Raw genomic sequence first — 14,477 nt, forward strand, 5'->3', positions numbered from 1 at the left:
GCGGTGATGATGAACCTTGCCGAATATCGTCGCACCGTGAGCCGTCTTGCCGACTACCTGCCATGGGTTGCGCTCGTCGCACCGGGCGTGGTGCTCAACAAGGATGGGAGCTTTCAGCGAACTTCGCAGTTGCGCGGACCAGATCTCGAATCCGCTGTGGCTGCCGAACTGGTCGCGGTGGCCTCCCGCATCAACAATGCCTTCCGTCGCCTCGGTTCGGGTTGGAGCATCTTTGTCGAGGCGCAGCGGCACGACGCGGCGACTTATCCTGAAAGCCAGTTTCCCGATCCCGCCTCTTATCTCGTCGACGCCGAGCGCAAAGCCGAGTTCGAGGAGGAAGAAGTTCATTTCGTGTCGAGCTACTTCCTTACCTTCCTCTATCTGCCGCCGGCCGAGGATGCGGCGCGCGCTGAGACTTGGCTCTACGAGGGACGCGAACAGTCCGGCATAGATGCCAACGAAATCCTGCGCGCTTTTATCGACCGCACCGAGCGCGTGCTCTCCTTGCTCGACGGCTTTATGCCGGAATGCCGGTGGCTCGATGACAGCGAGACGCTGACCTACCTGCACTCAACTGTCTCGACGAAGCGTCATCGTGTGCGCGTCCCGGAGACACCGATCTATCTGGATGCGCTGCTGGCCGACCAGCCGCTGACCGGTGGCCCTGAACCGCGGCTTGGCGACCAGCATTTTCGCGTGCTCACCATCGTCGGCTTCCCGACCGCGACCACACCGGGTCTGCTCGACGACCTCAACCGGCTCGCCTTTCCCTATCGCTGGTCGACTCGCGCAATCCTGCTCGACAAGACCGATGCCGCCAGGCTGCTGACGAAAATACGGCGGCAATGGTTCGCCAAACGCAAGTCCATTGCAGCGATCCTGAAGGAGGTCATGACGAACGAGGCCTCCGTGCTCGTGGACACCGACGCCGCCAACAAATCCGCCGACGCCGACATGGCTTTGCAGGAGCTCGGGGCCGACGTGGCGGGCATGGCTTATGTCACCGCGACCGTCACCGTCTGGGACGCCGATCCACGCGTGTCCCAAGAGAAACTTCGTCTCGTTGAGAAGGTCATCCAGGGGCGCGACTTCACGGCCATGACCGAAACCATCAATGCCGTCGACGCCTGGCTCGGCTCTTTGCCCGGACATGCCTACGCCAATGTCCGCCAGCCGCCCATCTCGACACTCAATCTCGCCCACATGATTCCCCTCTCTGCCGTGTGGGCGGGGCCGGAACGGGACGAGCACTTCGGTGCGCCCCCCTTGCTCTACGGCAAGACCGAGGGCTCGACCCCGTTCCGGTTGTCCCTGCATGTCGGCGACGTCGGCCATACCCTGGTTGTCGGGCCCACGGGCGCTGGCAAGTCGGTGTTGCTCGCGCTGATGGCCCTGCAGTTTCGCCGTTATGCGCGCAGCCAGGTCTTTGCCTTCGATTTCGGCGGCTCGATCCGCGCCGCAACGCTTGCCATGGGCGGCGACTGGCACGACCTCGGCGGCGAATTCACCGAAGGCACTGAAGCCTCGGTCTCCCTCCAACCACTTGCCCGCATCCACGACACTCATGAACGCGCCTGGGCGGCCGACTGGGTCGTGGCAATCCTGGCCCGCGAAGGCGTTCCCATAACTCCGGATGCCAAGGAACATATCTGGACCGCTCTGACGTCGCTCGCCTCGGCGCCAGTTGAAGAGCGCACCGTCACCGGCTTGAGCGTGCTGCTGCAAGCGAACGATCTGAAGCAGGCTCTCCGCTCCTATTGTATTGGAGGCCTCTACGGCCGCTTGCTCGATTCCGAGGCGGAGCGCCTTGGCGGCGCATCCGTGCAGGCCTTCGAGATTGAAGGTCTCGTTGGCACCGGCGCCGCCCCAGCGGTTCTGTCCTATCTGTTCCATCGGATCGGTGACCGGCTCGACGGGCGGCCGACATTGCTCATCATCGACGAGGGCTGGCTCGCCCTTGACGACCAAGGTTTCGCCGGCCAGCTGCGCGAATGGCTGAAGACGCTGCGCAAGAAGAACGCCAGTGTCATCTTTGCCACCCAGTCGCTGTCCGACATCGACAATTCGAACATCGCGCCCGCGATCATCGAGAGTTGTCCGACCCGGCTGCTGTTGCCGAACGAACGCGCGATCGAGCCGCAGATTACAGCGATTTATCGCCGCTTCGGCCTCAATGACCGCCAGATAGAGATCCTGGCGCGGGCGACGCCGAAATGCGACTACTACTGCCAGTCCCGACGTGGCAACCGCCTCTTCGAACTTGGCTTGTCCGAAGTTGGGCTAGCGCTCTGTGCCGCATCCTCAAAAACCGATCAGGCTTTGGTCGCCAGCATCGCCGCCGAACACGGACGCGATGGCTTCCTCGCAGCCTGGTTGCGCGCCCGAGGCGCCGGTTGGGCCGCTGACCTCATTCCCGACCTTTCCACCTCCGTAACGCAAGCTGAAAAGGAGCTTCGATCATGAATAGCCGTGGAAACCGCGCGCGCACAGTATTGCTGACCGCCGCCATGCTCGCCTCACCGTTCGCGATCTCGCTGATGGTGACTGCGCCGGCACAGGCATTCATCGTCTTCGATCCGTCCAACTATTCGCAAAATGTGCTGACGGCGGCGCGATCGCTTCAGCAGATCACCAACCAGATCACCTCGCTGCAGAACCAAGCCCAGATGTTGATCAATCAGGGGCGTAATCTTGCTAGCCTCGCCTTCTCCTCCCTGCAGCAATTGCAGCAATCGGTGCAGCGGACACAACAGCTTCTGAACCAGGCGCAGAACATCGCCTTCGACGTCCAGCAGGTCGACAAGATCTTCCAGCAGCAATATGGCAGCGTCTCGCTCTCCGCGTCTGATGAACAACTCGTCACGGATGCGCGCTCGCGCTGGCAGAATACGGTTGGCGGTCTTCAGGACGCCATGCGCGTACAGGCGGGCGTCGTCGGAAACATCGACACCAATCGCACGCAGATGTCGGCGCTTGTCGGCGCCAGCCAATCAGCGACCGGCGCGCTCCAGGCGACGCAGGCCGGCAACCAGCTCCTCGCCCTTCAGGCCCAACAGCTCGCGGATCTCACTGCTGTGGTCGCCGCCAACGGTCGCGCCCAGGCACTGACCGACGCCGAACGCGCCGCGGCCGCCGACCAGGGCCGCGAGCAGCGTCGCCGCTTCCTTGTCCCCGGCTCCGGCTACCAGGCCGGCGACGCCAAGATGTTCAACCAGTGAGTTCAAGGCCATGGATGGCAGGACCTTCGCTCGCCTCGTCGCCATCGTCTTCGTCGCGGTGGCAATCACGGCGACGGCGCTCGAGATGACCCGGAAGGAGGAAAGACCGGACCACCTCCCTCCACAGACGCCGACCGCTTTGGCGCCGAACCCGCTCAGCGAGGGCCTTCGCCGCTGCCAAACCTTGGGTGAGGCTGCTTTGCGCGACGACGGTTGTCTGCGCTTGTGGGCCGAACAGCGTGACCGGTTCCTCGTGCTCAAAGCACCGTTTGCGAGCTCGGCGTCTGGCATAGCCATGCCGCTGTCGCCGGATGCGACCTCATCGGAGGCGCGATAGGTATGGGAAACACCGGGGTCATCGACCAATTCCTCGCAACATTCACGCGCTACATAGACAGCGGATTCGGCCTGCTTGGTGGCGAAGTCGCATTCGTCGCCAGCACGCTGATCGTCATTGATGTGACGCTTGCCGCGCTTTTCTGGAGCTGGGGCGCCGACGATGATATTCTCGCGCGGCTGGTCAAAAAGACGCTGTTCGTCGGGGTCTTTGCCTACCTGATTTCCAACTGGAACAGCCTTGCCCGGATCGTCTTCGTAAGCTTTTCCGGTCTCGGCCTGAAGGCGAGCGGCACCGGCTTTTCGGTCCAGGACCTGCTTCGTCCCGGCAAGGTGGCGCAAACCGGCCTCGATGCGGGACGGCCGCTGCTTGAGGCGATCTCGGGCCTGATGGGCTACGTGTCCTTCTTCGAAAACTTCATCCAGATCGCCTGCCTGCTCTTTGCCTGGGCACTGGTGCTGCTCGCCTTCTTCATCCTGGCCGTCCAGCTCTTCGTCACCCTGATCGAATTCAAACTGTCGACACTCGCCGGCTTCGTCCTCATCCCCTTCGGTCTCTTCGGCAAGACAGCCTTCATGGCCGAACGCGTGCTCGGCAATGTCATCTCATCGGGCATCAAGGTGCTTGTGCTTGCCGTCGTCATTGGTATCGGCTCGACGCTCTTCAGCGAGTTTACCCAGGGTTTTGGCGGCGAGAACCCTACGATTGACCAGGCGATGGCGATCGTGCTGGCGGCTCTGTCGCTGCTTGGTCTTGGCATTTTCGGCCCCGGTATTGCCAACGGTCTTGTCTCCGGCGGACCGCAGCTTGGCGCGGGAGCAGCCGTCGGAACAGGGCTCGCGGCAGGCGGGATGGCGCTGGTTGCAGGCGGGACTGCCGGCCTTGCGATGCGGGGCGGAACTGCTGCTTTGTCCGCGGCCCCAGCAGCGGCACGGAGCGGCTCGTTCCTCGCAGGTGGCGCGTCGAGCGCCTATACGCTCGGCTCCGCCGGCCAGCCTGGCGCCGCCGGCATCGCCTCCGGGCTGGGCGGCGTTGCAAGCGCGGGTGTGTCTGGTGCCGCCTCGCCGCTCAAACGCGCCGCCGCGCGCGCCAGCCAATCGATGAAGTCGAGCTTCGCGTCCGGCGCAAATTCGGCCGCTGCCGCCACCGGTGGTTCATCGACCCTGGGGACCGTAGGAGGCGCTGCCGAAGCGGCCAACGATCGGTCCGTCGGCCGCGACGGACAAGCAGGCAGCAGCGCGGCCAAGAGCCCACCCGACTGGGCCAAACGCATCCAGCGATCCCAGCGCCTGTCGCATGGCGTCCAGACCACAGCGCACGCCGTGCGCGCCGGTGAAGCCCACGGCAGTGGCACCTCGATTTCTCTCTCCGAAGGCAAATGACCAATGGACATATTTCGACGAGCCGCCGTCCACTACGGCAAGACCCCTCAGCCGGAAACGCCTTATCAGAAGGCGGCGCAGGTCTGGGACGAACGCATCGGCTCTGCGCGTGTGCAGGCCAGGAACTGGCGGTACATGGCCTTCGGATCGCTGATCCTTTCGGCTGGCCTCGCCTGCTCGGTTGTCTGGATGTCAGCCCGCGGTTCGGTCGTGCCGTGGGTAGTCCAGGTCGATGCGCTCGGACAGGCGCAGACGGTCGCGCCGGCGACTGCCGACTACAAGCCAACCGATCCGCAAATCGCCTGGCATCTCGCCCGCTTCGTCGAGCAGGTTCGATCGATCCCGGCCGATCCGATCATTGTGCGCCAGGATTGGCTGCGCGCCTATGAATGGACCACCGACCAGGGTGCGGCGGCGCTCAATGATTATGCCCGTGCAAACGAACCCTTTTCCAAAGTCGGCAAGCAGCAGGTGGCTGTCGAGGTCTCCTCGGTCATCCGTGCCTCCGCGGATTCGTTCCGCGTCGCCTGGACCGAGCGCCGCTATGAAAACGGCCAGCTCTCCACCACGGAACACTGGACCGCGATCCTGACGATTGTGGTCCAGCCGCCGCATGACGCCGAACGACTTCGGGTGAACCCGCTGGGGATCTACGTCAACGCCATCAACTGGTCACGGGAGATGAGCCAATGAGCCTCGCGCTGCATGCTGACGCATTTCCAGCCGTTCGTGGATCAGCACTTGCTTCGGTGTTTCTCTCGGGGTTCGTGCTCACGAGCTGTGCCACGCTCCAGAAGCCGCCACAGATTGCCTATGATGCCTACGTGCCGCCATTGCCATCCGTCCCGGCAAGATCGGCCGAAGAGAAACCCAGGCCGCCACACATTCCACCAGGCTGGACACCGACGCTGGGAGGCGCGGTCGGCGATACGCCGACTGCGCGCGTCGAGAACGCCAACGCGGCCGCGCGTGTCCAGCCGCGACGCGAGGGCTATTACAACGCCATCCAGATATATCCCTGGAGCGAAGGGGCGCTCTACCAGGTCTACGCCGCACCCGGGCAGATAACGGACATCGCGCTTGAGCCCGGCGAGAACCTGACTGGCAGCGGTCCGATTGCGGCGGGGGACACCGCGCGCTGGATCATTGGTGACACCGAGAGCGGCTCGGGCGTGACCCGACGCGTTCACGTGCTGGTGAAGCCCTCGCGTGCGGACATCACCACCAACCTCGTCATCACCACCGACCGCCGCAGCTACATGATCGAGCTGCGGGCGGGCGAGAAGCCTTATATGCCGGCTGTGGCATGGGCGTATCCAGCTCACCCCGCCAGCCAGCAGCAGAGCCTGCCCGCAACGCCCTTGATCCCGGACCTTGCCGGGCGGAACTACCGCTATGGTCTCACAGGCGACACGCCGCCTTGGAAACCCATCGCCGTCTATGACGATGGCAGACATGTCTATATCGAGTTCCCTCGCGGAATCGTACAGGGCGAGATGCCGCCGCTCTTCGTCATCGGTCCGGACGGCGAAGCCCAGATCGTCAACAGCCGGGTGTTCCAAAATATCCTGATCGTCGATCGCCTGTTCGGCGCGGCCGAACTGCGTCTTGGCGGCGGCAAACGGCAACAGACCATGGGGATCGTCCGAAACGATGGGATCAAGACGGATCGATTGCGCTGGTTGCCCAGCTCCAGTGCCGCATCGAAAGTCATCAACTCACCGAGGCAAAGGGGAGGGGAGCTGTCATGAACGAGAACGAAACCGCCACTACGCCGATGCGACTTCGCGCCGAGCCGCCGCGCGTGACCCGTCTGTCGCGCAAGGCGATCGCTGGCGTCGCCTTCTTCGCGTCGTTCGGCATCAGCGGCGCGCTGGTATACGCGCTTCAGACGCGCGGCAGCGACATCCAGGGCACGGAACTCTATTCGACCTCCAACCGGCAGCCGGCTGATGGGCTCGCCAACCTGCCACGCGACTATACCGGCCCCGTCCTTGGGCCGCCGCTGCCGGGCGATCTCGGCCGTCCGATACTCGACGCCCAGAACAAGGGGCAGCCCGTCGTTTCGCCGATGATCGCGGCGCCCGGTGTCGACGAGGCTGAACAACGCCGCCGAGCCGAAGAGGAGGCGGCCCGGACATCTCAGGTCTTCTTCCAGGCAGGGGTTGCGACCGACGCCACAGCCGAACATCGGATCGATGTCGCCGCGCAGGACCTCGCCGGTCCGGCTCCTGCCGGACAGACGCCGCAAGACCGCCAGCTTGCCTTCCTCAATGCAGCCGCCGACCGCAACATCGTCGCGCCCGACCGTGTCGCGCCTCCGGCTTCACCCTATGTGCTTCAGGCCGGAGCCGTTATCCCGGCCGCCCTGATAACAGGTATCCGTTCCGACCTGCCCGGTCAGATCACCGCCCAGGTGACCGAGAACGTATATGACAGCCCGACCGGACGCGCACTCCTGATCCCGCAAGGCACAAGGGTGATCGGCCAATACGACAGTGGGGTAGGATTCGGGCAACGGCGTGTGCTGCTTGTCTGGAACAGGCTGATTTTCCCGGACGGCCGTTCGATTGTTCTGGAGAGGCAACCTGGCGCGGACGGGCAGGGCAATGCCGGCGTCGAGGATCGCGTCGACTACCACTGGGGCGAGCTGTTCAAGGCCGCCGCGCTCTCGACCATACTCAGTGTTGGGGCTGAGGCTGGCTCATCGGGCCAGGAGAGCGACATCGTGCGTGTGCTGCGCAGCGGGGCTTCCGACAGCGTCAGCCAGGTCGGTCAGCAGATCGTCCAGCGCCAGCTCGAAATAGCGCCGACGCTAACGATACGGCCAGGCTTTCCGGTGCGCGTTCTGGTCACGCGCGATCTTGTCCTCGAACGTTACGGTGGCTGAAATGGTCAAGCTGAAGCTGGCGCCGATTGCCGATGACAAGCCGGTCAAAGTCACTGTGGAATTGCCCGCACGCCTGCATCGCGATCTAACCAGGTATGCCGAGATTCTTGGAGGAGAATCTGGGCAGCCTGCTACTGATCCCCTGCGCTTGATCGTGCCCATGCTTGAGCGTTTCATCGCCACGGATCGCGGCTTCGCGAAAGCCAAGCAGGGGCGGAAGGCTCAGTTCTAGGCGGTTAAGAGGAACGATCAGCGCCGCGCGATGCAGCGTGTAGCGGGAGAACAGTCGGTGCGCTTTGCGCTATCGGGTGAAAAGCAGACAGGATCGCCTCGAGAGAGACTTCCAGTGCGCTGGAAAAGACCCGGCCTTTCTGCCAGACCGCAACGTAGTGGTAGAGGGCCGATGGCTCGACCGGCTTTGCCCCCAGTTCGAACGCCGCATATTCACGGGCGATGATTTCGTTGGTGATGGACACACCAAGGCCGGCCGAGACAAACCCCACCTCATAACCATGGGAGTCGTATTCCACCAGGATATCCGGCTCAATGCCGGCGAAGCGCAGCGCGTTGAAGTTCATTTGATGCGACGCAAACTGAGGGTCGATGTCGACGATCTTTTCCCCCGCAAGATCATGCGCTTCGACACATGTCTTTTTTGAAAAACGGTGGTTGCGGTGGAAGATGCACACGTTGCGTGCCGAGCCGATTGGTGCCCATTCAAACAGCCGGGTATCCAGAGGCAGCCTTGAAATCCCGAGATCCGCCCGCCCAGACAGGATATGCTCGCCCACCTGCTCATAATTGCCCGAAATTGACCGGACACTCGAAGCCGTTTTCGACCGGATGGTCGCCACGACCTTTGGCAATGTCACGAACCCGAAGACGGCGGGTGCGGCAATTGCGATCCGCTGCTTCTCATCGTTCTTCATTGCGAAAATCGATGCTTCCAGCCGATCCAGCGACGCCAGGGCTATTTCTACATTGCGCAGGAGTTCCCAGGCCTCCCGAGATGGAAGGATGCGGTTGGTTGACCTCTCGAAGAGTTTGAGGCCGAGCGCGGTCTCAAGTTGCTTCACCTGCTGACTTACCGCGGGTTGGCTTATCCCGAGCGCGGCAGCTGCTCGCCTCGTCGATCCGGTCCGCAGCACCTGACGAAACACCTGCAATTGTCGGAGCTTCAGGTCGCTCTGCAGCAACTCCATTTTACGCCCTTTTCCGAGAACGCCTGAGCCACATGCGAAATTGACCCGGCGGACCGCGGTGAGAATTGAATCGGCCTTGAGCGACCTAAAACTCAAGTCGCCAAGCAAGCACCGAATCCACAAGCATATAGTCACTATAGTGACTGGTAAATAGGGTGGTTTGCTTGTCGCTATGCGCGCATGCGCCTTGCGGAGATTTTTGGAGCAAACGTTCGTAGAGTCCGGCAGGAGCGCGGCATGACCCTGGAATCTTTGGCTACCGAAGCTGGCCTTGCGTACAGCTACATGGGCGGCATTGAGCGTGGGCAGAAGAACCCTTCTCTCAACGTAGCGGAGAGGATTGCAAAGGCACTGGAGAGCGATCCGGTCACATTGTTTTGCCGGTCTCCTGCACCCTAGCTTGACCATCCATTTTAAGCGGCGGAGGGCGAGCGCGCTCGGCCTTAGTGCGACTCCGCGACGAGCACATCTCGCGTTGCCCTTCAGAATTTGATTGCGTATATAACTAACCGTTATAGCTCAAATTGTGAAATTTATAGATTGAATGAAAAAACGGTGCCAGTAATCTGGAGGACAGTCCTGGAAATTTATTGCAGGATGTCCCTAAGTTGATTTCGCAATTTTGGTCGCGAGCCAGAGATGTGCCGTTGAAAGACGCGGCACGTATTGCGAAATCGCGAGCCGATGGAAGAGCCTCATGGGCGGTTTTGCTGCTCAATTTGCTGTCGCCTTCATGGTTACCGTGGGTCTTGCTCTTGTCAGCGGATTGCTTGGCACCGTATTCGGCCTGTTGTTGGCCATATCGAAGGGCAAGCCTGCGCCCCGTTTCAAAGGTGTAGTGACGGCTTACACGACTGTGGTTCGGGGTGTTCCAGAACTCCTCATTATCCTCCTCATCTATTTCGGGGGAACCACCTTCGCCAGCAAGCTTGCTGGCAGGTATGTGGAGGTGAACGCTTTCACCGCTGGGGTCATCGCGCTTACTGTCGTCTTCAGCGGCTATGCGACGGAAGTCTTCCGCGGCGCGATCGCGGCGGTGCCAGCGGGCCAGACCGAAGCCGCGAAGTCGCTTGGGCTGAACGCCTGGCAGCGGTGGCTGTTCATCGTTGGTCCGCAGATGCTGAGGCTGGCGCTGCCCGCCTATGGCAATCTTTGGATATCGCTCTTCAAGGATACGGCGCTCGTCTCTGTCGTCGGGCTGACCGACATCATGCGCGTTGCCTACGTCGGCGCCGGATCCTTGCGCGCGCCGTTGACCTTCTACCTTGCGGCATCCGCTTTCTATCTCTCCCTGACGACGATCACTTTGCTGTCGATCCGATTGGCGGAGCGGCGCTACCCCGCCTTCGGTCGATAGAAGGGCGCTCCCATGAACTTGGGCTTGATGTTCGACGCGTTACTGGTTCTGCCCTCGGGCATCGGTCTCACCTTGACCCTTACAGTCCTGTCGTTGACGGCCGGATTTCTTCTGTCGGTGCCGCTGGCGTTCGCCCGCGCGTTTGGACGCCCGAGCCTGTCGCTCTCAGTGCTCGCTTACACCTACGCATTTCGTGGAACGCCCATGCTCGTTCAGCTCTTCCTGCTCTACTATGGTCTGAGCCAGCTTGAGGCCGTGCGCGCCAGCATCTTCTGGGTGATCCTGCGAGACCCCTTCTGGTGCGCCCTGTTCACCTTTTCGCTGAACAGCGGCGCGCATACCACCGAAATATTGTGCCGCGGTCTCCAGTCTGTGCCGAACGGTGTCGTTGAAGCCGCCAAGGCGCTTGGCCTGAAACGCTTGCAAATCGCTCGCCTCGTCACCTTTCCGATCGCATTCCGGATTTCGCTTCCTGCTTACGGAAACGAGGTCGTTGGGATGATCAAAGGATCATCGCTGGCAAGCACGGTGACGCTGCTCGAGATAACCGGAATGGCTCGACAGATGGTCTCGGCGACGTTCGCGCCTTACGAGATCTTCATCGTCGCCGGAGCGATCTATCTGGCGCTCACCTCAACCGCAGTGAAAGCGACCCAGGCTCTGGAGCAATGGCTTTCGACCGACGGCACGCCGAAGCAACGACGCAAGGCGCGGATGCGGCCGGCCTTGCCTGACCACGAGATCACGACATCCGTGCCGTGACGCCGCAGCCTTACGGCTTCCCACCAACACCAAATGAGAGAGGTGCCCTATGCGCATGCCCCTGGCTATTGCCATTTCTGTCGCGTTCTTGCTCACAGCACTCCCGGTCCATGCTGAAAGCGAACGCGCGATATCGATCGCCACCGAAGGTGCGTCGCCACCGTGGGACGGGACCGATGCGAATGGCGCGCTCTACGGTTACGACGTCGATGTCGGTCGCGAACTCTGCAATCGCATGAAGCTCACGTGCAATTTCGTCGCGCAGGATTGGGATGGGATCATCCCGGCGCTGCTCGTCGGCAAGTACGACGTCATCATGTCTGGCATGGCGATCACCGAGAAGCGAAAGCAGCAGATCGCGTTCTCGATCCCCTACGCCAGCGGTTTTAACCAATTCATCGTGCGCAAGGAGCTTGGGCTCGACCCGGGTGACACCAAGAAGAAGGTCAACCTCTCGACCATTGGTGACAAGGAGAAGGCAACCATCGAGAGACTCAGGTCGACCCTCAGCGGCAGAGCCATCGGCGTCTTGCGGTCATCGAATTCGGAGGCTGTCGTGAAACAACTGCTCGGCGATGTCGTGACTATTCGCAGCTACGACAGCCTCGACAATTTGAAGCTTGACCTTGCCGCAGGGCGCGTTGACGGCGGCCTCGCCGACTATTTCACGTGGCGCGATTTCCTGGAGGCGCCTGGCGGGTCGGTCGCGATGTTTTTCGGACCGGAGCTGAACGGTGGTCTCTGGGGGCCGGGTGTGGGCGCCGGCATGCGGAAAGGCGACGCAGAGTTGCTCACCAAGTTCAATGCGGCGCTCGACGCTGCCACCAAGGACGGCACGATCAAAGCGCTGAGCCTGAAGTGGTTCAAGATGGACATTTCTCCGGCCTTGCCAAAATAGCCCGGCCCCGCGGCCGACTTCGATGTGGTGCTGGCCGAATGTCGGCGCCAGACCGTTCACTACCATGAGGCGAGTTCCACGAAAGACCCATTTTGCGCGGTCGTAACCGGCCAATCATTGATCACGCATGACATCCGTCATGTTCAAGACGAACGGTTCGCGGAGGTTGTACGCTTCTTGCAGCAAGGTGACGTCGTCTTCACCAATTTCGAGTCGACGATCCTCGGCAAACATGGTGGTTGGCCGACCAAGGGCAGGTATTTCGGCTATTCCAGGGCTGAAGTGCTGGATGCATTGCAGGATATCGGTTTCAACGCGCTTGCCTTGGCGAACAACCACGCGTTCGATCTCGGTGCTGGCGGTGTCCTCTCGACGCTAGACGAAGTGAAGGGGCGTGGCTTCCTGCATGCGGGCATCGGGGTCGACGCGACCGATGCCCGCAAACCGGGCCGCCGCCGCCTAGGTAAACGCGACGTCGCCCTTCTTGCGATCGATGCCGGTCCCGGCCCGTCCAGCATGTATGCCGAGAACCACACGGCCTTTCGCCCAGCTCGCCCTGGCGTCAACCGGCTCAAGACCGTTCGGAAAATCGGGGTGCCTGACGGGCATTTCAGGCGATTGGCACGGCTTGGAGGCCATTTGCAAAGCTCTCCCTTCGAACTGACCAATTATGCGCAGCCGGAGGATCCGCCGGAGGTGGCGAGCGACAGGGAGCTCAATTTCTACGGCACCGTATTTACCCAAGCGGCCAACTTCGGCCGCATGGTCGAAGTCGATCAGGCAAGCGCGAGCATCCATCTGTCCGCCATCCGTCAGGCGGCAGCGCAAGGCGATTTCGTCATCGCCTACCTGCACCACCATCATTGGGAACCGGGTTGGCAGGATGTACCGCGCTGGGTGCAGGCCTTTGCTCGCACATGCATCGACGCCGGTGCAAACCTGTTTGTCAGTCACGGCGCCCCCGTCCTGCAGGCGGTTGAAGTCTACAATGGCTCGCCAGTCTTCTACGGTCTCGGAAATTTCCTGTTTCACGTCCATCCGGACGAGGTCGAATGGGATCCGCCGGAAGTCTGGCAGAGCATTGTCGCCGCTTGTCGCTACGATGCGAGTGGAACCCTCGAAGCCATAGACCTTCTGCCCGTCGTGATCGGCGAGATAAATGAGCGCACAGGATCCGAAACGGGCAAATTGGTTCCCGTCGCCGCCGTCGGGCACGTGGCGCGAGATATTCTCGGGGGGTTCGCAAGCCGCTCGCGTTCCTTCGGTGCCGGGATCGAAATATCCGGATACTCCGGCAGAATAGTTCTGCCTCCTGGGCGCAAATTTGGCTGACGATCAACACAAAACGGGGGCCATTGCACTGAGAATGACCTGTTGGAGCATCGAGAGACGAGAGCATTGTTGAAACCGAAACGCTCGAGTCCTTTCAGGGCAGCGCCAAAGCCAACAATCGGGCGTAACCCTCACCCCGCTGATCTTCACGTCGGCAGACAGATCGCGACCGTTCGCGTGCTGTCGGACGTTTCGCAGGCTCAGCTTGCTCGATCGATAGGCGTCAGTTTCCAACAGCTCCAAAAATACGAGAGCGCAAGGAACCGCGTCAGTGCGTCCATGATCTACGAGATTGGCAAGTCGCTGGGCGTCCCCGTCAGTCGTTTTTTCGAAGGTCTCCCGGAGAATGGGGAGGCCGGCTGTGAGGCCTCCTATCTACCGCCCGATGCGCGCATTGGCTTCATTGCCAGCTCAGAAGGACGGCGCCTGATCTCGGGGTTCCTTCAACTGCCTCCACCGGTGCGCGCCAAGTTATCTGCCCTGATCGCTGCTATCGGGGAAGAAGTGACCGTTTCTCAATGACCAATGACATGAGGCTGGCTGGAAAACCGGCACCGGCAGACGAGGTGCTTGGCGACCGGACTGAAAAGCGACTTCGAACGCGGCCGTCTTCCTCAGCTTTGCGCCTAAATGACTGATAAGGCAACATTATCATTCGTTTTATCACACCGACAGGCTGTGCGTTTCAGTGCAAAATTGATGGCGGAAAGCGCACACGCGATTTACCCTCGAAAGCATGATTCGCCTTGATCCCGCGACCGCCAGCTCGGTCGCGCCGCCGACTGTCCCTGCCTGGGCGCTTGCCGCCGGCGGCGCGTCGAGAGATGCCGAAGCCGCCTTCCATGCCGGCGCCGCCTTGGCGTCGCTGGACACGCTTGCCCGCGCGCAACCCGCTTGGTCCGGCGCATTGCGCCAGCGGCTGGCGCTCAGATGCGCCGCCGCCAGCATGCGGCTCGCCGGCCGCGCCGAGGACGAAGCCGCCCTGCGCGACGCCTGGCAGCTTTGCCCGCCCGGCGCCGACCCCGGTCCCGCCGGCGCCATTTTTTGGCGCCTGGCGCCAGTTAGCGGTGACGGATTGCTTTGCCGTGAGGCAAGGCAT

The 14,477-nt window shown here is 61.9% G+C and carries 15 protein-coding genes and 1 pseudogene; 15 read left to right on the forward strand and 1 reads right to left on the reverse strand.

What is annotated here, in order from left to right:
• The first annotated feature begins 6 nt into the window (after window positions 1-6).
• Genes trbE through ACWGS9_RS26935 form a run of 8 tightly spaced genes read left to right on the forward strand, consistent with a single transcriptional unit; the run spans window position 7 to window position 8,059 of the window.
• A complete protein-coding gene (trbE, locus tag ACWGS9_RS26900; RefSeq protein WP_454508086.1) occupies window positions 7-2,463 on the forward strand; it encodes a conjugal transfer protein TrbE in 2,457 nt (818 codons plus the stop codon).
• Window positions 2,460-3,218: a P-type conjugative transfer protein TrbJ gene (gene trbJ / locus ACWGS9_RS26905; protein ID WP_454508087.1), complete on the forward strand. Its 759-nt coding sequence runs from the start codon at window positions 2,460-2,462 to the stop codon at window positions 3,216-3,218. Before trbE ends, trbJ begins: the two co-directional genes overlap by 4 nt.
• Before the next feature lie 10 nt (window positions 3,219-3,228).
• Window positions 3,229-3,555 (forward strand): putative entry exclusion protein TrbK-alt, encoded by a 327-nt coding sequence (gene trbK-alt / locus ACWGS9_RS26910; RefSeq protein WP_454508088.1) that lies wholly within the window; start codon window positions 3,229-3,231, stop codon window positions 3,553-3,555.
• A gap of 2 nt (window positions 3,556-3,557) precedes the next feature.
• Window positions 3,558-4,937 carry a P-type conjugative transfer protein TrbL gene (trbL, locus tag ACWGS9_RS26915; protein ID WP_454508089.1) on the forward strand — a complete coding sequence of 460 codons (1,380 nt, stop codon included), beginning with the start codon at window positions 3,558-3,560 and terminating at the stop codon, window positions 4,935-4,937.
• A 3-nt stretch (window positions 4,938-4,940) separates the two neighbouring features.
• Window positions 4,941-5,630, forward strand: a complete 690-nt coding sequence (gene trbF, locus ACWGS9_RS26920) for a conjugal transfer protein TrbF (protein WP_454508090.1) — start codon at window positions 4,941-4,943, stop codon at window positions 5,628-5,630.
• On the forward strand, window positions 5,627-6,688 hold the full coding sequence (gene trbG / locus ACWGS9_RS26925; protein WP_454508091.1) for a P-type conjugative transfer protein TrbG: 1,062 nt from the start codon (window positions 5,627-5,629) through the stop codon (window positions 6,686-6,688). Before trbF ends, trbG begins: the two co-directional genes overlap by 4 nt.
• Window positions 6,685-7,827 (forward strand): TraB/TrbI/VirB10 family type IV secretion system protein, encoded by a 1,143-nt coding sequence (locus ACWGS9_RS26930; RefSeq protein WP_454508092.1) that lies wholly within the window; start codon window positions 6,685-6,687, stop codon window positions 7,825-7,827. The genes trbG and ACWGS9_RS26930 overlap by 4 nt, the downstream gene beginning before the upstream one ends.
• A gap of 1 nt (window position 7,828) precedes the next feature.
• Window positions 7,829-8,059, forward strand: a complete 231-nt coding sequence (locus ACWGS9_RS26935; protein ID WP_454508093.1) for a DUF2274 domain-containing protein — start codon at window positions 7,829-7,831, stop codon at window positions 8,057-8,059.
• Window positions 8,060-8,063: 4 nt separating this feature from the next.
• Here the strand turns inward: ACWGS9_RS26935 and ACWGS9_RS26940 are convergent, their stop codons facing one another.
• A complete protein-coding gene (locus tag ACWGS9_RS26940; RefSeq protein ID WP_454508094.1) occupies window positions 8,064-9,029 on the reverse strand; it encodes a LysR family transcriptional regulator in 966 nt (321 codons plus the stop codon).
• A gap of 180 nt (window positions 9,030-9,209) precedes the next feature.
• Between ACWGS9_RS26940 and ACWGS9_RS26945 the strand changes: the two genes are divergently transcribed.
• The 7 genes and pseudogenes from ACWGS9_RS26945 to ACWGS9_RS26975 all read left to right on the forward strand — a co-directional run.
• Entirely contained in the window at window positions 9,210-9,428 is a 219-nt protein-coding gene (locus tag ACWGS9_RS26945; protein ID WP_454508095.1) for a helix-turn-helix domain-containing protein, read from the forward strand.
• A 298-nt stretch (window positions 9,429-9,726) separates the two neighbouring features.
• Window positions 9,727-10,386, forward strand: a complete 660-nt coding sequence (locus tag ACWGS9_RS26950; RefSeq protein ID WP_454508096.1) for an ABC transporter permease — start codon at window positions 9,727-9,729, stop codon at window positions 10,384-10,386.
• 12 nt (window positions 10,387-10,398) lie between these two features.
• A complete protein-coding gene (locus ACWGS9_RS26955; RefSeq protein WP_454508097.1) occupies window positions 10,399-11,148 on the forward strand; it encodes an ABC transporter permease in 750 nt (249 codons plus the stop codon).
• Between the two features lie 55 nt (window positions 11,149-11,203).
• A complete protein-coding gene (locus ACWGS9_RS26960) occupies window positions 11,204-12,046 on the forward strand; it encodes a transporter substrate-binding domain-containing protein (protein ID WP_454508119.1) in 843 nt (280 codons plus the stop codon).
• Between the two features lie 117 nt (window positions 12,047-12,163).
• The gene (locus ACWGS9_RS26965) at window positions 12,164-13,378 is read left to right on the forward strand and encodes a CapA family protein (RefSeq protein WP_454508098.1); all 1,215 of its coding nucleotides are present in this window, start codon (window positions 12,164-12,166) and stop codon (window positions 13,376-13,378) included.
• A gap of 69 nt (window positions 13,379-13,447) precedes the next feature.
• On the forward strand, window positions 13,448-13,900 hold the full coding sequence (locus tag ACWGS9_RS26970) for a helix-turn-helix domain-containing protein (RefSeq protein WP_454508099.1): 453 nt from the start codon (window positions 13,448-13,450) through the stop codon (window positions 13,898-13,900).
• A 214-nt stretch (window positions 13,901-14,114) separates the two neighbouring features.
• Window positions 14,115-14,366, forward strand: a pseudogene (locus tag ACWGS9_RS26975) (DUF1403 family protein); the annotation flags it as partial.
• Window positions 14,367-14,477 lie beyond the last annotated feature (111 nt).

The organism is Mesorhizobium sp. Arg314 (genome assembly GCF_053714275.1).